Raw genomic sequence first — 19,905 nt, 5'->3', positions numbered from 1 at the left:
GAAAGTGATAATGCCGCAGCTAGCTGATAGTTGCGGCATTTTTGTTTGAGGTCTTGTTAGTCTAGTATGATGAATAATCCTTTATAAAGCGTGGTACTTCTATGGAAGCCTCAATTATTGATTTTATGGGCTACAGAGGAAACGAAACCTATATTGAATCACTTAATTACGATTTAGACTTTTTAAGAATAGTGATTGCTGCAGGATCTAATTTACGTATTGAAGTTTGTTTTCATCAACCCATTGGTTTTAGATGTCTAGATGAAGGTGATTTACTCGAATTTTGGTCAAACAAAACAGTGACTGATAACTGGCTTTTACGAATACATGATTCGGGTTGGCTAGCACAAGAAAATCATCGAGATGGATTTTTATCAAAACATAGTGCTCTAAACGAGTTTTTAGTTAAGGGACAAAATGAGTGCTTAAATGTTTTAAGCACTGTTAAACCAACGATAAATCTTATCTGAGTGTTTTGTAGTAAGTTACCTTTTCTCAACAGGCCAAAATACCCATGCTAAAAATGGGGCTTTGAAGTTTCGATTCTTTATAAGTACGTTTATAAAATCACGATAAACTTAGAACATCACTCTCAATATCTTCGAGAATTTCTAAGTCTGATTGTAACCCAGAAGTCTGTAGCTGATTTACCCAACTCTGATATAGGACTTTTATTGTCTTCTTTTCATGTTGCTCCCAAGATTCAAATTTCGCATATGTAAGCTTTGATAAGAGCAGTTCAAAGTCATAAGGTGCATTCCAATAGTCAGTAATGTATAGCTCAAATATTCTAGGTAAGAAATGCTTAAAATCCTCAACATCTCCAAATGTCGTCATAGACTTGAATATGAAAACTTGAAAGTCATCCCAAGAGAGTGATTCTAAGCTTTTTGAGTGAAGAGAAGAGTTCACGCTTTTTAGTTCACAGTGGGGGCATCCTTTAATAGATGGTTTTAGAGGATAATGCTTAAATTCTTGGTAAATCTCTTGAAAATTTATTTCCATATTTGGCGCGTATTTTATATGCATATTGGTTGTAAATACTATTGAAACACTAGTAACAAAGTTAATATTTGTCAATTGGTTAGCTATTTTTACTTGCTTTTTTTATCTCGGGTTTCTTGCTTGGTATATAGTTTATGCCAAAACGTTGAGCTGAATTGTTCATAATCAATTTATTACAATTCTTATCCTTCTTTCGTCTGGTAGATGGTGATTTTGTAATCACTTTGATGTAGTTTATTCGGTTCTTCGGCTATAAGACGATTTCTGAACAAGGATGTATGATGGAAAGGACTTCGGTTTCTCGATTATCACGTGCGCTGCAATTAATTTTACCCCCAATTGCCATGGTGACTTCTGTGGCCTTAGCTGTACCTACTGTTGCTAATCAAATGATTGTGGCTGATGATGAGTCAGCTAATATGGTGTATGTGATTGGTAGTCGCGTGGCTGGCCGCACTGAATCTGATGTGCCGGTGGCGGTTGATGTTATTGGTAATGCCGAGCTGCGTGCTACGGGTCACAGCGAAGTTGGACGGATGATTCAAGCGCTGATCCCTTCATTTAATTTCTCTAGCTCTAGTATTAGTGATGGCACAGATGCAGTGCGTCCTGCTACTTTGCGTGGATTAGGGCCAGACCAAACACTGGTGCTGATTAATGGTAAACGCCGCCATCAAGGAGCGCTTGTTCATATTAATACCTCTGTTGGCCGCGGCACCTCAGGCGTTGATTTAAATGCCATTACTATCGATGCGATCGAGCGTATCGAAATTCTACGCGATGGCGCTGCTGCGCAATACGGCTCTGATGCAATTGCTGGTGTGATTAATATTGTGCTTAAAGATGGCAGTGAACCGGGTGGTGTCAATCTGTCATATGGTCAAACGAACGAAGGCGATGGTGAAACATGGCAGTTGGGCGTTAGCAAAGGTATTGAACTGGAAAATGGCTTTGTAAATATTAGCTATGAATTTAGAGATCGCGGTGCGACTAATCGCGCAGGTGAAAGTGGCGTATGTCAGTTTTCCTGTTCGCCACATCCGACATTAGCAGGTGTGTTAGTGGCGCAAGACTCGCGTGAAATCAGTTTTGAGCGTCAAAATTTTCGGGTCGGTGATGCGCAAGTTCGTCACCACAGTGCTGTTGTTAATGGCGCAGTAGATTGGGATGACGATGAGCTTTACGGTTTTATTACATTGTCGCAGCGGGAAAACGAGTCGGCCGGTTTTTTCCGCCGTGCCAATCAAGTCATCAACAATCCACAGCTATCAGATGGCGAAGCTTTTTATCCGCAAGGCTATTTACCACTAATTACTACCGACAATGACGATTATTCATTTAACGTGGGCTATCGCACCTATTTCGACAACGGTATCGCATTTGATGCTGCTGTTAGTCACGGTAAAAATAGTCAAAGTTATCAGGTAAGCAATTCCGTTAATGCATCGTGGTTGGTGGCGCAAGGTTTAGATACAGGTTTACGACAATCTGCGCAAACCAGTGCCCATTCAGGCGAGCTAAGTCTAGGGCTTTCTACGTTGAACCTCGATTTTACATGGGATCGAGAAAGTGTCGCAGTAGCTTGGGGATTTGAGGCGCGTCGCGATCATTATCAATTAACTGCGGGCGAAGAATATTCATGGCGTGATTATGATGGTGGCCTAATTGGCGCCAACGCGGGCATTCAAGTATTTCCAGGTTTTACGCCGCTTAATGAAGTGGACGAATCGCGCATGGTGTATTCGGTGTATGGTGATGCAGAGTGGGATGTTAGCGATGATTGGTTGGTCATTACGGCACTGCGTTATGACGATTTCGAAGATTTCGGCAGCACCTTTAATCTAAAGCTGTCGGCACGCTATAGCGTTAGCGACACAACAACGTTGCGCGGCGCGTTTAGCACTGGCTTTAGAGCACCGTCGATGCAGCAGCAATATTTTAATAACATCAGCACCCAATTCGTCGACGGGCAGGCGGTTGAAGTGGGGACTTTCCGCAACGATTCGCAACTGGCTAAAGATGTCGGTATTCCTGCGCTGAGTGAAGAAAAGTCGAAAAACTTCAGTTTTGGCGTGGCCTTCGAGCCTTTGGATAACTTTATGCTGACCTTGGATTACTACATGATCCTTATTGATGATCGCATCGTGATCAGCGACCAAATTGGCATGGGATCAGGTAGTGGGATCTTCGATAGCGGATTGGCTAAAAACAAGGTGACAGGCGCGCAGTTTTTTATTAATGGCGCTAACACCAAAACGCAAGGGTTTGATGCAGTTGCAACTTATACGACCCAGTTAGGTCAAGGCGAATTACAACTATCAGTAAGTGCTAATGTCACTGACACTGAGGTGACAGAGCAGTTTTCACCCGGTGGCCTCAACGGCATTAAACCGAGTGACGTATTCGGGGCGCAAGGGGTTTCGATCATCGAAGAGTGGCAGCCTAAGGATCGTTTTCATCTCACCGCGAACTATGCTGTGAATAACTTTGTTTATAATTTTTCTGCCAACCGCTTTGGCGAGTATTCGGTGTTAGACAATAACGAGCGACAAACTTACGGTGCCAAGTGGCTAACAGACGTAAAAATGACATGGCACTATTCACAGGCAGTGAGTTTTAATGCTGGCGTAAATAATCTATTTGACGTGACACCAGATCGCAACATTATCGGTCAAGCTGAGCAAGGGTATATTGTTGATAGCGAAGGCCAAACACTAGTGAATTCGGCTGGGGTGTTTGACTATTCTCGCCGCGCTGCGCCATTTGGATTTAATGGCGCTTATTACTACGCTGGCGTGACCTATCGCTTTTAGACGAAATGAGTTAGTTTCGTTGCCACAATGAGAAGGTCACTTGGCCTGCGGTTTTCTCTTTAAGGCAGCTCCAATTGCTTGGCAAGTTAACGCCCGCGAGTTCAGATTCCATTTCGATATAGATAACGGCATCTTCGCTCAGCCAATGGTTGCTTTCTAATAATTGGCAGCTTTGTTCGAGCAGGTTCTTACGAAATGGTGGGTCGATAAAGACTAGATCAAATTGCTGTGATGACGACGCGCTTAAAAATTTTATACTGTCTGTGTTTTTAACTTCACCGTTGTCACACTTTAAGGTAGTGAGGTTTTTCTTAAGCTGCATCGCTGCGTTACGATCTTTTTCTAACAGCAGAGCGCTGTCGGCATAACGAGATAGCGCTTCAAAAGACAAACCACCGCTCCCAGCGAATAGATCTAAACAGCGCGCTTCGCTGACATAGGGAGCGAGCCAATTAAAGACGGTTTCTTTGACGCGATCGGTTGTTGGGCGCAGGCCTTCAACATCGGTTACAGGCAGTTTTCGACTACGCCATTGGCCACCGATAATCCTAACTTGACCTGAACCACCTTTTCCTGCTGCCATCTCTACCTCAATCTATTTGTATTTGCTATCATCTGTGCCAATTCTTACTCAAGCTATAGGTTTTACAGCTTGGGTTTATACCCGCTTTGGCTTTTTAGTAATTTCCAATCCATAAATACGGGTACAGCTTGGGCGCTATTGTACGCTCAAATCGCATTAGATGTTGATAAGGTTTTCAAAATAATGGCAAAAAAAGGCATGTTCGGTTGGTTGGGTTTTGGCCGTAAAAAAGAGCAAGAGGCAGAGCAGCAAAATTTAGCTGAGCAACAAGCTGCAGAAGCAAAGGCAGCAGAAGAGGCTGCGGCACAAGCGGCAGCAGAGAAAGCGGCTGAAGAAGCTGCAGCCCAAGCAGCGAAAGAGCAGGCGGCTGAAGAAGCTGCAGCACAAGCGGCAGCAGAGAAGGCGGCTGAAGAGGCTGCGGCACAAGCGGCAGCAGAGAAGGCGGCTGAAGAGGCTGCGGCACAAGCGGCAGCAGAGAAAGCAGCTGAAGAAGCGGCTGAAGAAGCGGCGGCGCAAGCTGCAGCAGAGAAAGCGGCTGAAGAAGCTGCGGCACAAGCGGCAGCCGAGAAAGCGGCTAAAGAAGCGGCGGCGCAAGCTGCAGCAGAGAAGGCGGCTGAAGATGCTGCGGCGCAAGCAGCTGCCGAGAAAGCGGCTGAAGAAGCTGCGGCGCAAGCAGCGAAAGAGCAGGCGGCTGAAGAAGCTGCGGCGCAAGCTGAAGCAGAGCAAGCGGCTGAGGAAGAAGAGCCGAAAAAGAAATCAGGTTTCTTTGCCCGCTTAAAAGAAGGCCTTAAACGTACTAAGCAAAACTTCGGTAGTGGTATCTTTGGTTTATTCAAAGGTAAGAAAATCGATGATGATTTATTCGAAGAATTAGAAGAGCAGCTATTAATTGCCGACGTTGGAGTCGATACCACGTTAAAGATTATCGATTCTTTAACTCAAGGTGCATCGCGTAAAGATCTTAAAGACGGTGAAGCGCTCTATAAGTTATTGCAAGAAGAGATGGTGGAAGTGATCAAGCCAGTATCTCAGCCGTTAGACATCGAAAAAAGTGATGGGCCATACGTCATTCTAATGGTTGGTGTAAATGGTGTTGGTAAAACAACAACCATTGGTAAGCTGGCGAAAAAATTCCAGCAACAAGGTAAGAAAGTGGCATTAGCTGCTGGTGATACCTTCCGCGCTGCAGCGGTTGAACAGCTTCAAGTGTGGGGCGAGCGCAACGATATTCAAGTAATTGCGCAGCACACAGGTGCTGACAGTGCATCAGTTATCTTCGATGCCGTACAAGCTGCTAAAGCCCGTAACGTTGATGTGTTAATCGCTGATACGGCTGGCCGCTTACAAAATAAATCAAACTTAATGGAAGAGCTTAAGAAAGTCGTTCGCGTAATGCGCAAGCTTGATGAAACAGCTCCTCATGAAGTGATGTTAACGCTTGATGCGGGAACAGGACAAAACGCCATGAGCCAAGTACAGCTATTTAATGAAGCTGTGGGCGTGACAGGCTTAACCATTACTAAGCTAGATGGCACAGCCAAGGGTGGTGTGGTATTTGCCTTAGCTGATAAATACAAGATTCCAATTCGCTACATCGGTGTTGGTGAAGGCATTGACGATTTACGTGAATTTAATGGTCCTGAGTTTGTCGAAGCCCTGTTTACTGGCGAAGAACAATAAATTCTAATAATAAAAAAAGAGAGCGCTAAATGATTCGGTTTGAAGATGTAACCAAGGTCTATCCCGGCGGGCAACAAGCCTTGAATCGGGTTAATTTTCATCTTCAACCGGGAGAAATGGCGTTCTTAACTGGTCATTCAGGTGCTGGTAAAAGTACTCTGCTAAAGCTGATTGCTATGATGGAACGCCCGACGTCGGGTCAGGTGTTCATCAATGGTCACAACCTCAATAAAATCACCAAAAAGCAAGTGCCATACGCGCGTCGCGATATCGGCATGATCTTCCAAAATCACCGCTTGTTAATGGATCGCAGTGTTTTTAATAACGTTGCTCTGCCACTCATTATCGAAGGTTATCACCTATCTGATATTAAACGCCGCGTTGCTGCTGCCTTAGATAAGGTTGGCTTGCTATCTAAAGTAAACAACATGCCAAGTTCACTCTCTGGTGGTGAATTACAACGTGTAGGTATTGCTCGCGCTATCGTTAATAAGCCGCCGTTGTTATTGGCAGATGAGCCGACGGGTAACCTAGATCCCCATTTGTCGGTAGAAATCCTCAAGGTGTTTGAAGATCTCAATTCCGTTGGCGTAGCCGTAATGATTGCGACTCATGATTTGGGACTTATAGCACGCATGAAGTATCACACCTTTACCCTGCGTCAAGGACAAATGATTCAAGATGGATTGTCATCATCAGATTTAAGGGAGAGTGAATTTGAGCCTGTTATTTAGTCAGCGTAAATCGCCGGGCGCAACCAAAAGCAATCCCGGTCACCGTTTGGTGATGTATTTCATTCGTCATTTACAGCAGGCTTTAGCGAGCATAGGAGAGCTGTGGCGAATGCCAATTTCGTCTTTGTTAACGATGGCTGTGCTAGGTGTGAGCTTGGCGTTACCGACTGCGCTGCATCTACTGATGAAAAACGGTCAGCAGCTACGTGGCAGTTGGGATAGCGCTGCCGAAATCACCTTGTTTATGAAAGAAGGTATTAACGAAAATCAAACTAAGAACGTACTGCGTCGTATTGGTTTGTATGAGCAAGTGAGTAAGGTAACTTACATTGGCGCGGAAGACGCGCTAGAAGAATTTAAGACCTTATCTGGTTTTGGTGATGCGCTATCTTATCTCGATAAAAATCCATTGCCTTCGGTGATCTTAGTAGTGCCAACTAAGCAATACTCTAGTCCTGAAGGTGCTCGTGAGCTACTAGAAAAACTGCAGCAACAGCCTGAAATCGCCTTTGGTAAGCTTGATGTCACTTGGCTTGAGAAACTTACTGCTATTGTAAACCTGCTAGATGATGCGGCATTAGCATTGGGCGTTTTACTGTTGCTTGCGGTGGCATTGGTAATTGCCAATACCATTCGTTTATCCATCTTGAATCGCCGCGAAGAAATCGAAGTGTTAAAACTGGTGGGCGCGACTAATGACTTTATCCGCCGCCCATTTCTTTACACTGGCATTTGGTATGGGTTGATTGGTGGGTTGATTGCTTGGGTTTGTGTGTCGTTGATCCTATGGTGGGTTGAAGGTGCATTGGTGGGATTAGCAAATCAATTAGGCTCGGAATTAACCCTTAGTGGATTGAGTTTTAGTGAATTTTTGATCTTGATCGCACTGAGTTCTGGCTTGGGATGGCTGGGAGCTTATGGTTCTGTAATGCGCCATGTCTATGAAATTGAACCAGAAAATCAATTGTGAACTAAGTGAGTTTTAGACGGACTAATAAGACGGAAAAACTTAGTAACATTCTCGGCTTGGATCCTCTAGCGATCCTTAAAATAGCGTGCTAGACTCGGGTCGAGTTTTAAATTAGGAGTAGTAAATGAGTACTGCAATTCAATCAACAGCATTAATGCCAATAGCCTCTGGTAGCATCGAAACTTATGTTTCTCGCGCTGCGCAGATCCCTATGCTTAATGCCGAGGAAGAACATGAATTGGCCTCTCGTTTATATCACGACGGCGATTTGAAGGCGGCACAAAAGCTGATTATGTCTCATCTCCGTTTTGTTGTTCATGTTGCTAAAAGTTATGCTGGTTACGGATTACCACACGCTGACTTAATTCAAGAAGGCAACGTGGGATTGATGAAGGCGGTTAAACGCTTCAATCCTGATGTGGGTGTTCGTCTAGTTTCTTTTGCTGTGCATTGGATCAAAGCTGAGATACACGAGTACGTATTAAAGAACTGGCGCATCGTTAAGGTCGCTACCACTAAAGCACAACGCAAATTATTCTTTAATCTTCGTAAAAATAAGACTCGTCTTGGTTGGTTTAATCAGGACGAAGTAGATGTTGTAGCGAAAGAGTTAGGTGTTTCAACACGTGATGTGCTTGAAATGGAAAACCGCATGGCGTTGACCGATAATTCGTTTGACTTAGCCAATGACGATGATGATTCTGGCAGCACTAACTTTGCACCGACACAATACCTAGAAGATAAATCTTCAAACGTTGCAACTTACGTTGAAGAGAAAAACTGGGAAGATCACGCTAATGATAAATTGCGCAATGCGCTAGCTACATTAGATGAGCGCAGTCAGCACATCGTTCAGTCGCGCTGGCTCAATGATGAGAAAGCAACGTTGCAAGATCTTGCTAAGTATTATGAGGTGTCGGCGGAGCGCGTTCGACAGCTTGAGAAAAACGCCATGAAGAAGCTTAAGGCAGCCATGGAGTAAAAGATTTGAAAAAAGCAGCTTATTAGCTGCTTTTTTTATGTTCAGAATTTGTCACAAAAGTGACATATTTCTGGATTGGAGCGAGCCTTTTATTGATAGTGTGTTTGTTGTAATTGGAATGGAACGGAAATGATTAAGCACCAAGTTGATTTAGTAAATGTCGTGGCAAAGGATTGTCCGATTCACGGTGACTGTGTTCAGCTGGATACTGAGGAAGTGTCTTCAGAATTACTATCTGATGCTGAATTCGGTTTTGAAGATAGTAACGCAACACAGAGACAAGATTGCTTGTGTACAAGCGAAGAAGAACGCACAGCCGACAATCACTTAGGCAGTGTTGCCGATACTCCAATATAGCGTTTGTTGGCGCCAGTCTTATTGTCTAGATGGCGTGCGCGGGCGATGCGCGTCATTTCTGGTAACAGTGCTGATACTGGTACCAATTCCACACCTAGCTCGGATAATTTAGCACTAATTTCTTTTAAAAAACGGATACTTTGCGGATGCGGGTGAGCAATCGCAATGGCGTAGTGATGCTTTTTGGCAATTTTAATTAGCTGATTAAACTGCTGGTTTAAATAAGGCGTGTCTAGTTGGTTATCGAGGAATATATGACGGTGACCTGTGCGCAGTCCGTGTTCTACAGCGACTTTTTCTGCCATTGAATAGGCTGTGGTTTTACTGTCTATGAAGTAAAGCTGTTGATGCGAAATTTCATCCATTAACCACGCGAGATTTTTGGGCTTGGTCGTAAACTGACTTCCCATATGATTATTGATACCGCTGACATGAGGAATGTCGGCGATAATATCTTGTACCTGCTGTCGTGTTTGTTGCTCGGTCATTGCCAGTTTTAATGCACCTTTGCCCAGCAAGTGATTATTGTGCACCGCTTCCATCGGAATATGTGCCATAACTTCACGATTACTATCATGCACAGCGTTGGCAATGGTTTGAGTAAAAGGAGCAAAAGGAACAACAGAATAGGTAAATTGTCCAGGGAGGTCGAGGGCTGAAAAATCAGTTTTGCGGTAACCAATGTCGTCGATAACAATCGCGATACGCGGCGTATTTTTTGGCTTAGCCGTCACAGTGGCGTGACTAAAGCTACTGCCTATTAGCGCAATTAAGCTAACAAATAAAAAACGTACCTTCATTGGTTATTCACTCTCCGGTGACTTGTTTACTACATCATGTATTGGCGTCATTTGAGCAGAATTTCTAGACGAAGCCAATAATGCTTAATGACTAATTTATGCATTGATGTTAACGAAATACAACAACCAAGGCGTCAACTGTTCTAAAAGTGACTCATTGGTTTATTTTTTAAACCATCGCGTTGGGTTAATCGCCTTGCCTTTGTGGCGAATTTCAAAATACAGTCCCGGTGATGCTTGACCACCACTTTGCCCCAACAAGGCGATTTGTTCATTTTGACCCACGTAATCGCCAGCTTTCTTGAGTAGCGCTTGGTTATGGCCATACAAACTCATATAACCGTTGCCGTGATCGACCACTAACACCAAGCCAAAGCCTTTTAGCCAATCAGAAAATACTACTTTGCCGTGGTAAACCGAATTGACTGGTTGGCCCTCTTTACCAACTAAGGTGACACCTTTCCAACGCAACTGGCCGCTGCGCTTTTGGCCGAAGTTGTGGGTTGTTCTACCTTTCGTCGGCTTGGTTAAGCGACCGCGAACTTTAGCTAAGCCCTTGAGAGGTTTCTCCGTCGGTCGAGCCTGTGCCGCTTCTCGTTGCGTTTTAATGAGCTGTTTGATATCTAATTCGGACAGCTGATATTGCTCTAACTGGGCGCTGTTGGCGCGATAAGATTTTTGTAGCTGGGCTAACGCATTGCTTCGCGTTTGTTTTTCTTTCTTTAACGCGGCTTGTGCTTGTTGCTGTTGTTTAAGTAGTTTGTCTAATACGGCAAGTGTGTTGACGAGTTGTGCTTCGACATCTTGCAGTGCGTTGACTGTTTGTTTTAATTCGTCGATTGCCTCTACACGCGCTTTATTGAGATATTGATAATAGCCAAGTAATCGCTCTGTCTTACCGCTTTGCTCCTGATTAAGCAGTAATTGCATGAGATCGTGATTACCCGTCATATAGGCGCTTTTTAGCTGCTTAGCTAAGACATCTTGTTGATGGGATTGTGTTTTCTTGAGGGTTTGTTTTTTAGTGACTAACGCGGCTTGTTCGCGCTGGGCTGTTTTTTGTTGTTGCTGTGTTTTGTAGAGATCGTTAGCTGCTGTTGCGATTTTTTTATCGGTATCGCGTAACAAATTTTGCAGGCGTTGTTGTTGCTTTTTCTGTTTGGCGAGCAGTGATTTTTGCTCATCGATTTTGCCTTTAATGGCTTTGAGTTGGTCTTTATTGTCATCGGCAAAGCTCACGCTGCTAAAGAGCAGCGTGGTCATAAGTGCTATGCCGAAGAAGCGTAACAACTTAGTTGAGCGTCATTAATGGAGTGCCCGTCATTTGCTCTGGGATCTCCATGTCCATCAAGCGCAGCATTGTTGGGGCAATGTCGCTTAGTTTACCAACGCCTGCTGGTGTTGCAGGGCGACCAACATAAATGAAAGGTACTGGCTCGCTGGTGTGTGCTGTGTGTGCTTGCTGAGTTGTTTCATTAACCATTTGCTCGGCGTTGCCGTGATCGGCGGTAATTAAACATTCGCCACCGACTTTTTCTAACGCCTCTACCACACGGCCAATACAGCTATCAACGGCTTCACAGGCTTTAACTGCTGCGTCCATAACACCTGTGTGACCAACCATATCGCCGTTAGGGTAGTTACACACAATCACGTCGTATTTACCGCTTTCGATAGCGCCGACTAGCTTGTCAGTTAACAGCGTTGAATTCATTTCTGGCTGTAAATCGTAGGTTGCAACATCAGGAGATGGGATCAAGATGCGATCTTCGCCGTTAAATTCAGTTTCTACACCACCGTTAAAGAAAAAGGTCACGTGAGCGTATTTTTCAGTTTCAGAAATACGAAGTTGCGTCTTGTCGTGGTTTTGTAGCCACTCACCCAACACGTTATCTAATTTCTCTGGCGCGTAGGCGATTGGGCTGATGATGTCATCGGCGTATTGTGTTAGTTGCACAAAACCGCAAAGCTCGACGCATTTATTGCGTTCAAAACCAGTGAAGTCAGTGTCTATAAACGCGCGGCTGATTTCACGGGCGCGATCTGCTCTAAAGTTCATAAAGAATAGGGCGTCGCCATCTTCGATAGTGACGGCGTTGCCGTTGTTGGTAATAGCGCTGGCGCCAACAAACTCGTCTGTTTCGTCGCGCTCATAAGCTGCTTCTAATGCTTTAACTGGGCAATCGTATTGATGCTGGCCCTTGCCTTGCGTTAATAAGTCGTAAGCAACTTCTACGCGGTCCCAACGTTGATCGCGATCCATGGCGTAGTAACGGCCAACGAGTGATGCGATTTGGCCAGTGCCTAACTCGTTAAATAGCGCCTGTACTTTTTCGATTGAAGCGAGTGCACTGCGTGGTGGCGTGTCACGACCATCGAGGAAGGCGTGGAAGTAAATGTCTTTAGCGCCGCGCTCGCTGGCTAGTTTAATTAACGCTAGCATGTGGTCTTCGTGACTGTGCACACCGCCTGGCGATAATAAGCCCATGATGTGCACTGCTTTGCCTGCGTTAACGCTAGCGTCGATGTAATCAACAAAAGCTGGGTTGGTGTTAAAGTCACCGTCGAGAATAGATTTGTCGATGCGGGTGTAGTTTTGGTAAACCACGCGGCCAGAGCCGATATTAACGTGGCCAACTTCAGAGTTACCCATTTGACCATCTGGTAAGCCAACATCCATGCCTGAACCTGAAATCAACGTGCTTGGGTAATCTTGCCATAGTTTGTCTAACACTGGCGTGTTAGCTAGGGCGATGGCGTTGTTGGTTTGATCTTCGCGATAACCCCATCCATCAAGGATAACGAGCACTAATGGTTTTTTGGCCGCAGACATTAATTTAACTTCCTAACTGAGTGACTAGATTTTTGATGACAAAATGTGTGACACATATTACACCGAGCGCGGCCGATAAAAAACACAATTGTCATTGAAAGTTAGAATAAATTATTTCAGCAATGATGTGTTTGTTGACGCCTTGTTTTACCGCTTCAGCTGTAGGTGGAGGCATGATAAGAATAAGACATTGGTAACTGACTATTTGGTCTGTATACTAAGCGCCAAATCGTTACGAGTTTTACAATTTTTTAGGACATAAAATGCAAGAATATGTTGAATTTTTCCAAGCAAATATCTGGTTAACAGCGGCTTGGGTTATTTTGTTTATTGCGGTTGTTGTAACCAGCATTCGAGCTAGTATCAATGGTATTAAGAAGGTAAATCACCAACAAGCGACCATGATGATGAATCGCGAAGACGCCGTTGTACTAGACGTGCGCGGTGAAGGCGAATACAAAAAAGGACATATCCTAGGCTCTAAACTTGTTCCATTATCTAAGTTTAAAAATAATGACCTAGCAAGCATTGAAAAATACAAAGACACCCCCATTATTGTTGTATGTAATTCAGGCATGACTTCAAACCAAGCGTGCCAAATGTTGCAAAAACTAGGGTTTAACGACCTATATAATTTGCAAGGTGGTATCACAGAATGGCGTAATGCGAATTTGCCATTAACTAAAAAGTAGAGGTGGCGACATGGCCAATGTAACTATTTATTCTCGTTCGTGGTGTTCTTTCTGTAAGCGCGCAAAAGCGTTGTTAGACAGCAAAGAAGTGGCTTACGATACAATCGATATCGAAGAGCAACCGGAAAAACGCGACGAAATGATTGAGCGCACTGGACGCACATCTGTACCGCAAATTTTCATTAATGATCAAGCTGTTGGCGGCTGTGACGATTTATTCGCACTGCATGCATCAGGCGACTTAGACAAATTATTAGCGTAATAGCGCTAACCAATAAGAATTAAACCAAGGAATTATCATGGCTGAAGAACAAGCAAACCCAGAATTTCACATTCAACGCATCTACACTAAAGACGTTTCTTTCGAAACGCCTAACTCACCAGTAATCTTCCAAAAAGAATGGGAGCCAGATGTTAAGTTAGATCTAGATACGCGTAGCAACAAGCTAGAAGAAGGTCTATACGAAGTTGTATTATCACTAACTGTGACAGCAACTATTGGTGAAGAAACTGCGTTCTTAGCTGAAGTTCAACAAGCGGGTATCTTCACTATCATGGGTATCGAAGGCAACCAACTAGCACACTCTATTGGTTCATACTGTCCGAACATCTTATTCCCATACGCTCGTCAAATGATTGCTAGCTTGGTAACTGCGGGTACATTCCCACAATTAAACCTAGCGCCAGTTAACTTTGACGCGTTATTCGCGCAATACGTAAACTCTCGTCAAGATGCTGATGAAGCACAAGGCGACAACGTAGCTCACTAATTATGACTACATCGCATCAAACGCCTCCGGCGGATATTGCGGTTTTAGGGGCAGGGTCTTATGGCTCTGCCCTTGCTATTTGTTTAGCCCGCAATGGCAACAAAACTCTGATGTGGGCGCATAACCCGCAGCATGTGGCGCAGCTTGCTAAAGATGGTAGCAACGAAAAGTACCTCCCTGGTGCAGCTTTCCCGCCAAGTCTAACCATGAGCGACGATTTAGCCGCTGTGGTTGCCGCAACCAAAACGATTTTGGTGGTGGTGCCGAGTTTTGCTTTTGTCGATATGCTTAAACAGCTAAAACCTTTGTTAACGCCTGAGCACCGCTTAGCGTGGGCAACCAAGGGGTTAGAAGCTGATACTGGCCGCTTATTGCAAGATGTGGCGCGTGAGATCTTAGGTGATGACATTCCGTTAGCGGTTTTGTCAGGGCCAACCTTTGCTAAAGAGATGGCGGCGGGCTTACCGACAGCAATTTCACTTGCGTCGTGTGAAAGTGATTTTGCTGAGCATTTAGCGCAACTGCTTCACAACGAGAAAAACTTCCGCGTTTACCAAAATACTGATTTTACAGGTATTCAACTTGGCGGTGCGGTGAAAAACGTTATCGCTATTGGTGCGGGAATGTCAGACGGCTTAGGTTTTGGTGCTAATGCGCGCATTGCACTAGTGACTCGTGGCTTAGCCGAGCTTTGCCGTGTTGGTCAAGCTGTTGGCGCTGAACAGGCCACCTTTATGGGAATGGCTGGTTTAGGTGATTTGGTGCTGACATGTACCGATAACCAATCGCGAAATCGTCGTTTCGGCTTAGCGCTGGGTAAAGGCGTTGGTATCGAGCAAGCGATCGAGGAAATTGGTCAGGTGGTAGAAGGCTATCGCAATACCAAAGAAGTTTACTTGCTAGCACAGCGTTTAGGCGTTGAAATGCCAATTACCGAGCAAATCTATCAAGTGCTTTACGAAGGTAAAGACGCTGCAGTCGCCGCCAAGGCCTTATTAGGGCGCTCGAAGAAGATTGAATCTTAATGACTTCATTATATTAAGAAACAAAAATGGTCTGCTAATGCAGACCATTTTTTTATTCACCAATAACTTTGTTTTGGCGATCGGTATAACAGCGAAAAGGCTTAGGCTTTTGCGCGTTTTCTTCGGCGTAAAACGCCATTCGACGTTGTGATTGATGACGAATATGAATGCGTTTTCTGCGGCGTATTTGATTAGGTCTCATAGTCCCTAGCTCCGATGTAGCCAACTTGTCGCCACGATTCGTAAACGATAACTGCTACTGCGTTAGATAAATTCATGCTGCGGCTTTCTGGCAGCATGGGTATACGAATGCGTTGTGCTGGCGGAAGAGATTCAATAATCTCCATCGGAAGTCCGCGGGTTTCGGGGCCAAATAATAACATGTCACCGTCTTCAAAACCTGCTTCGCTGTGGCTGCAAGTCGCCTTGGTAGTACAAGCAAACACGCGCTTTGGTGCAACTGCTTCAAGCATTGCTTGATAGCTTTTATGACGCGATACGTGAGTCATTTCGCTGTAGTCTAAACCGGCACGTCTAAGCTTTTTATCATCAATATCAAAGCCTAATGGCTCAATGAGGTGCAGGTGATAACCGGTATTAGCACACAGGCGGATAATGTTGCCTGTGTTAGGCGGGATTTCAGGTTCGTATAAAGCTACGTGTAACATGTTGGGCTCGAATGAGAGTCTTTGCACGCATTGTACCTAGCCTATTTTCTAATTGCTAGCGTCATGCGCTTGCGACATTAGTGGCAGGAGACTAGCGGCTAAATAGTGGTGACTAATAAACGGCTGTGGGTCTGTTAATCGTTGCGTGCGTTATCTATTTTTGGTGTCAGTGGCAGAACAATAGTGACAGATAATCCGCCTTTTTCATTGTTGCTGGCACTGATTTTTCCGCTGTGGCGTTTAACGGCTTCGTGAGCGATAGCTAGGCCGAGGCCGGTGCCGCCAGTTTTTCTATCGCGAGCAGTTGATACGCGATAGAAGGGAGTGAATAGGTTTTCAAGGTGGCTCTCTTCTACACCGCTACCATCGTCGCTAATGGTGATAGTTAGCTGTTCATCAGCGCGATAGGCGTTGAAACACACTTTACTGTCGGCATACTTAATGGCGTTGCGAATAATATTTTCGATGGCGCTGGCTAGCGAATCCCACTGCAATTCAACAGTTATATCTGGCGCGATAGTACTGTCGAGCTGCTTGTTTGCTTGATGGGCTTCAAAGCGCGCGTTATCTATGATTTCTTCCATAAAAAACGCGAAGTCTACCTGCTCAAATGGATGATCATCACTTAGTGTTGAGCGTGATAATGCCAGTAACTGATTAAGCATTTTATCGATAACTTCGGTTTCATGTTCGATTCGCATTAGCTCATCATTTTCGCCAAATTGACGGCGGTGAATGGCACAGGCAAGTTGGAGGCGAGTGAGTGGCGTTCTTATTTCATGAGAAATATCGCCGAGCAGGCGTTGTTGGCCATTAACCATCGACTGCACCGAGTCTGCCATTTCGTTGAAAGACTTGGCGAGTTGACCAATCTCGTCGTGATAACGCAAGGCGAGTTTGTCGGCACGAGCAGTTAAATCACCCGCGGCCAGTTGCTTGGCGCTGCGATCGAGAGAGCGAATAGGGCGCGATAGATGCCAAGACAATAAGCCACAAATAATGGCGCTGATTAGCATGGCGATTGCGATAATAATACCAGGATGTTTTTTGAGAAAGTTGAGTACAACGGAGCGATGCTTGTGTTCGAAATCGCGAACAAATAATTTGTAATCTTTACCATCGTTAGTAAAGGCATAAGGACCATATACGCCCCAACGCTTAAAGAGGAAATAGCGGCGCTCTGGTTCTTCTTCCAATTGAATTAGCGCGAGGTAAATGTCCTTAGGTAGGCGATTACCTTTTAATCCTATTTTGTTTTCATCCACCACAAATATATTATCGAGGCGTCCACGTTTGTCGCTAATACGTTTTTTGATGAAATGAGGTGGACGCAGTTTGTGCTGTAATTTACGTACAGATTTTTCGAGGTTAGATGACTTGGCTAACGAGTGGGCCAGCTTTTTGTGGAATGCTTCTATTTTTGGATCAACCTTGCTGGCAGGATCAAGCATGTTTGGCAAGATCATAATCGCCGCCATCTGGGCGACGGTAACGAACCAAAAACCAAAAAATATTTTTAAAAATAACTGCTTGGGCATTCTCTAAGACCTTATTGTTTGACTTAATTATCAAGCCAAATATAGCCATGACCACGTACCGTTTTGATGCGCGGTAGGCCGTCGTTGCGCTCTGGTAATTTCTTACGCAGGTTTGACATATGCATGTCTAAACTACGATCGAAGGCTTGTAGGCGCTTGCCGAGTACCTTTTGGTTAAGGCTGTTTTTATCTAGCAATTCCCCCGGCGATTCGAGCAGTTCTGCTAGCAATAAGAATTCGGTGCCTGTTAGGTCGAGTTTTTCATCGCCGCATATTGCTTCTTGGCGTCCGTGATGCAGCGTAATATCACCGCGTTGCACTTGTTGTGTGCGTTGTGGCATTAGCTGACTGCGACGTAAAATGGCTTTCACACGCGCTAGTAATTCGCGATCGTTAAAAGGTTTTGGCAAATAATCATCGGCGCCAAACTCAAGGCCAATCACCCGATCGATCTCATCACCTTTGGCGGTAAGCATTAGGACCGGCAGCTGGCTTTGTTGGCGCAACTGTTTTAATACATCGAAACCATTGAGCTTTGGCAGCATTACATCGAGTAGTACTAATTGATGTGTTTCTTCTAATGCTTTGGCAAGACCTGCTTCACCATCGCTGGCAGTATCTACTTCATAGCCTTCCATCGTCAGCAGGCGAACGAGTAATTCGCTTAGCTCTTGGTCGTCTTCTATTAGCAGCAGTTTGTTTTGATGTGTCATAACAAGCCTATCGTATTTTCTCTTAGTGGAATTCTAACTAGTGTGACAAAGAAACACACTTACTTTACACAGTTTTACACTCCATAGGCACTGCTTTACTTGGGAGTGTCTACTATAGATTACGACTTAACACAAAAGGACACAGACATGAAAACAACAACTAAAGTTTTAGCAACATTAGCACTATCGAGCTCTCTTATTTTTGGTGGCGCTATGGCAATGGGCCCTGGTAAACATCATCACAAAGGCCACGGTTTTAACGTAGAGCGCATGGCTAAGAAACTAGACTTAACTGAAGCGCAATCAACTAAAATCCAAGCGTTAATCGATGCTCACAAAGCAGAGCGTCCTAAGTTTGATAAAGAAGCGATGAAAGCTAAGCGTAAAGATATGAAGTCCGAATATGTTGCTTTCCTAAATGCGCCACAGTTCGATGAAGCGGCAATTCGCGCTAAAATGGCAGAGCGCGCTGAGAAACAAGCCGATCGCAAAGTAGCTAAAATGAAGCTAAAGCATTCTATCTATCAAGTGCTTAACGAAGAGCAACGCGCTGAATACTTAGCGATGATGGATAAGAAAAAACGCAAAATGAAAAAGCGTATGAAAAAACACATGAAGCACCGTCACGACCGCGATGCAGAGCGTCACAGCGAAGATTCTTAATTAACAGAAAAGAAAATCCCCCGTTTAGCGAACTAAGCAGGGGATTTTTTTTATGCCTAACTTTTAAGTCTTAGGCATTTACATCAACGATAACTCGGCCTTGTACCTGACCTGCTAATAGAGCTTCGGCAGTGCTAACTACTTCACTAAGCGAGATTTCTTTTGCGACACTCGCGAATGTATCGTTGTCGACTAACTCTGCTAAGCGGCTCCACGCTTCGACGCGATCTACGGCTGGACGCATAACACTATCGATACCCGCAAGGGTGACACCGCGTAAAATAAATGGCGCTACCGTGCCGGGTAAATCCATGCCTTGAGCCAAACCACAAGCAGCAACCACACCGCCGTATTTGGTGCTTGCACAGGCATTTACTAGCGTGTGACTACCTACAGAATCAACAACACCTGCCCAGCGCTCTTTGGCCAACGGACGACCTGGATTTGATAGTTCTTCGCGATCAATAACATCACTCGCGCCCAGCGATTTTAAGTAATCTGCTTCAGCTACGCGACCTGTCGATGCAACCACTGTGTAACCAAGTTTGGCGAGTAGGGCGATGGCATAACTACCGACACCGCCATTGGCGCCTGTCACTAGAATTTCACCGCTGTCTGGTGTTACACCGTGCTTTTCTAGCGCGATAACACAAAGCATTGCTGTATAACCAGCGGTGCCTACAGCCATGGCTTGCTGTCCAGAAATACCTTCTGGCAGTGGAATTAACCATTCGCTATTTAACTGTGCTTTTTGTGCCAGACCGCCACAGTGTGCTTCGCCTACACCAAAACCATTCAGCAGCACTTTATCGCCTGCTTTAAAGGTGTCTGACGAACAGCTTTCTACTGTGCCCACTAAATCGATGCCTGGTACCATTGGGAATTTGCGAACTACTGGCCCTTTACCAGTGATGGCTAGTGCATCCTTGTAGTTGATGGTACTGTAATCAACGTTGATTACCGTATCGCCATCCATTAACACGCTGTCGTCTAACTCTTTAACCGCCGCTGTGTAATTGTCTTGCTCTTTTTCTATTAAAACACCTTTAAACATACGTCCTCCAAAATTAGACCGATCG

General features: G+C 44.8%; 22 protein-coding genes. 12 read left to right on the top strand and 10 right to left on the bottom strand.

The window, feature by feature from the left end; genetic code table 11:
* The first annotated feature begins 101 nt into the window (after positions 1 to 101).
* The gene (locus tag MHM98_RS15250) at positions 102 to 470 is read left to right on the top strand and encodes a hypothetical protein (RefSeq protein WP_239440224.1); all 369 of its coding nucleotides are present in this window, start codon (positions 102 to 104) and stop codon (positions 468 to 470) included.
* A gap of 97 nt (positions 471 to 567) precedes the next feature.
* On the opposite strand, the gene MHM98_RS15245 is transcribed toward MHM98_RS15250, so the two are convergent.
* Positions 568 to 1,005: a hypothetical protein gene (locus MHM98_RS15245; protein ID WP_239440223.1), complete on the bottom strand. Its 438-nt coding sequence runs from the start codon at positions 1,003 to 1,005 to the stop codon at positions 568 to 570.
* Between the two features lie 281 nt (positions 1,006 to 1,286).
* Here MHM98_RS15245 and MHM98_RS15240 point away from each other — a divergent pair, with 281 nt between their 5' ends.
* The gene (locus MHM98_RS15240; protein WP_239440222.1) at positions 1,287 to 3,818 is read left to right on the top strand and encodes a TonB-dependent receptor; all 2,532 of its coding nucleotides are present in this window, start codon (positions 1,287 to 1,289) and stop codon (positions 3,816 to 3,818) included.
* Positions 3,819 to 3,828: 10 nt separating this feature from the next.
* Here MHM98_RS15240 and rsmD read toward each other — a convergent pair whose 3' ends face one another.
* Entirely contained in the window at positions 3,829 to 4,401 is a 573-nt protein-coding gene (rsmD, locus tag MHM98_RS15235) for a 16S rRNA (guanine(966)-N(2))-methyltransferase RsmD (protein WP_239440221.1), read from the bottom strand.
* Positions 4,402 to 4,584: 183 nt separating this feature from the next.
* Between rsmD and ftsY the strand changes: the two genes are divergently transcribed.
* The 5 genes from ftsY (at position 4,585) to MHM98_RS15210 (ending at position 9,124) form a co-directional block, all read left to right on the top strand.
* A complete protein-coding gene (ftsY, locus tag MHM98_RS15230; protein WP_343229219.1) occupies positions 4,585 to 6,081 on the top strand; it encodes a signal recognition particle-docking protein FtsY in 1,497 nt (498 codons plus the stop codon).
* Positions 6,082 to 6,110: 29 nt separating this feature from the next.
* Positions 6,111 to 6,815 carry a cell division ATP-binding protein FtsE gene (gene ftsE / locus MHM98_RS15225; RefSeq protein ID WP_239440220.1) on the top strand — a complete coding sequence of 235 codons (705 nt, stop codon included), beginning with the start codon at positions 6,111 to 6,113 and terminating at the stop codon, positions 6,813 to 6,815.
* 52 nt (positions 6,816 to 6,867) lie between these two features.
* Complete coding sequence (gene ftsX / locus MHM98_RS15220) at positions 6,868 to 7,785, top strand: permease-like cell division protein FtsX (protein WP_239440461.1); 918 nt, start codon at positions 6,868 to 6,870, stop codon at positions 7,783 to 7,785.
* 124 nt (positions 7,786 to 7,909) lie between these two features.
* The gene (gene rpoH / locus MHM98_RS15215; protein ID WP_239440219.1) at positions 7,910 to 8,767 is read left to right on the top strand and encodes an RNA polymerase sigma factor RpoH; all 858 of its coding nucleotides are present in this window, start codon (positions 7,910 to 7,912) and stop codon (positions 8,765 to 8,767) included.
* Between the two features lie 129 nt (positions 8,768 to 8,896).
* The gene (locus MHM98_RS15210; protein ID WP_239440218.1) at positions 8,897 to 9,124 is read left to right on the top strand and encodes a hypothetical protein; all 228 of its coding nucleotides are present in this window, start codon (positions 8,897 to 8,899) and stop codon (positions 9,122 to 9,124) included.
* On the opposite strand, the gene MHM98_RS15205 is transcribed toward MHM98_RS15210, so the two are convergent.
* The 3 genes from MHM98_RS15205 to gpmM all read right to left on the bottom strand — a co-directional run bounded on the left by MHM98_RS15205 (position 9,091) and on the right by gpmM (position 12,757).
* Positions 9,091 to 9,924, bottom strand: coding sequence for a divergent polysaccharide deacetylase family protein (locus tag MHM98_RS15205; protein WP_239440217.1), 834 nt, complete (start codon positions 9,922 to 9,924; stop codon positions 9,091 to 9,093). The genes MHM98_RS15210 and MHM98_RS15205 overlap by 34 nt on opposite strands.
* A 162-nt stretch (positions 9,925 to 10,086) precedes the next feature.
* Positions 10,087 to 11,187 carry a peptidoglycan DD-metalloendopeptidase family protein gene (locus tag MHM98_RS15200; RefSeq protein ID WP_239440216.1) on the bottom strand — a complete coding sequence of 367 codons (1,101 nt, stop codon included), beginning with the start codon at positions 11,185 to 11,187 and terminating at the stop codon, positions 10,087 to 10,089.
* Positions 11,188 to 11,215: 28 nt separating this feature from the next.
* Complete coding sequence (gpmM, locus tag MHM98_RS15195; RefSeq protein ID WP_239440215.1) at positions 11,216 to 12,757, bottom strand: 2,3-bisphosphoglycerate-independent phosphoglycerate mutase; 1,542 nt, start codon at positions 12,755 to 12,757, stop codon at positions 11,216 to 11,218.
* 263 nt (positions 12,758 to 13,020) lie between these two features.
* Between gpmM and MHM98_RS15190 the strand changes: the two genes are divergently transcribed.
* From MHM98_RS15190 to gpsA, 4 genes are read left to right on the top strand one after another with little or no spacing between them, the layout of a single operon-like run.
* Positions 13,021 to 13,449, top strand: coding sequence for a rhodanese-like domain-containing protein (locus tag MHM98_RS15190; protein ID WP_239440214.1), 429 nt, complete (start codon positions 13,021 to 13,023; stop codon positions 13,447 to 13,449).
* A gap of 10 nt (positions 13,450 to 13,459) precedes the next feature.
* Entirely contained in the window at positions 13,460 to 13,711 is a 252-nt protein-coding gene (grxC, locus tag MHM98_RS15185; RefSeq protein WP_239440213.1) for a glutaredoxin 3, read from the top strand.
* A 37-nt stretch (positions 13,712 to 13,748) separates the two neighbouring features.
* Positions 13,749 to 14,219: a protein-export chaperone SecB gene (gene secB, locus MHM98_RS15180; protein WP_239440212.1), complete on the top strand. Its 471-nt coding sequence runs from the start codon at positions 13,749 to 13,751 to the stop codon at positions 14,217 to 14,219.
* Between the two features lie 2 nt (positions 14,220 to 14,221).
* Positions 14,222 to 15,244, top strand: coding sequence for an NAD(P)H-dependent glycerol-3-phosphate dehydrogenase (gene gpsA, locus MHM98_RS15175; RefSeq protein ID WP_239440211.1), 1,023 nt, complete (start codon positions 14,222 to 14,224; stop codon positions 15,242 to 15,244).
* Between the two features lie 52 nt (positions 15,245 to 15,296).
* Here the strand turns inward: gpsA and MHM98_RS15170 are convergent, their stop codons facing one another.
* From MHM98_RS15170 to MHM98_RS15155, 4 genes are all read right to left on the bottom strand, one after another.
* Positions 15,297 to 15,446, bottom strand: a complete 150-nt coding sequence (locus MHM98_RS15170) for a hypothetical protein (protein ID WP_239440210.1) — start codon at positions 15,444 to 15,446, stop codon at positions 15,297 to 15,299.
* Complete coding sequence (trmL, locus tag MHM98_RS15165; RefSeq protein ID WP_239440209.1) at positions 15,436 to 15,912, bottom strand: tRNA (uridine(34)/cytosine(34)/5-carboxymethylaminomethyluridine(34)-2'-O)-methyltransferase TrmL; 477 nt, start codon at positions 15,910 to 15,912, stop codon at positions 15,436 to 15,438. Before trmL ends, MHM98_RS15170 begins: the two co-directional genes overlap by 11 nt.
* A gap of 134 nt (positions 15,913 to 16,046) precedes the next feature.
* Positions 16,047 to 17,450, bottom strand: coding sequence for an ATP-binding protein (locus MHM98_RS15160; protein ID WP_239440208.1), 1,404 nt, complete (start codon positions 17,448 to 17,450; stop codon positions 16,047 to 16,049).
* Between the two features lie 23 nt (positions 17,451 to 17,473).
* Entirely contained in the window at positions 17,474 to 18,163 is a 690-nt protein-coding gene (locus MHM98_RS15155; protein ID WP_239440207.1) for a response regulator, read from the bottom strand.
* Between the two features lie 147 nt (positions 18,164 to 18,310).
* Between MHM98_RS15155 and MHM98_RS15150 the strand changes: the two genes are divergently transcribed.
* A complete protein-coding gene (locus tag MHM98_RS15150; RefSeq protein ID WP_239440206.1) occupies positions 18,311 to 18,826 on the top strand; it encodes a Spy/CpxP family protein refolding chaperone in 516 nt (171 codons plus the stop codon).
* Between the two features lie 70 nt (positions 18,827 to 18,896).
* On the opposite strand, the gene MHM98_RS15145 is transcribed toward MHM98_RS15150, so the two are convergent.
* Positions 18,897 to 19,880, bottom strand: a complete 984-nt coding sequence (locus MHM98_RS15145; protein ID WP_239440205.1) for an MDR family oxidoreductase — start codon at positions 19,878 to 19,880, stop codon at positions 18,897 to 18,899.
* Positions 19,881 to 19,905 lie beyond the last annotated feature (25 nt).

Origin of the sequence: Psychrobium sp. MM17-31 (genome assembly GCF_022347785.1) — a bacterium.
Classification (GTDB): Bacteria; Pseudomonadota; Gammaproteobacteria; order Enterobacterales; family Psychrobiaceae; genus Psychrobium.
This window is presented reverse-complemented; position numbering and strand designations above follow the sequence as displayed.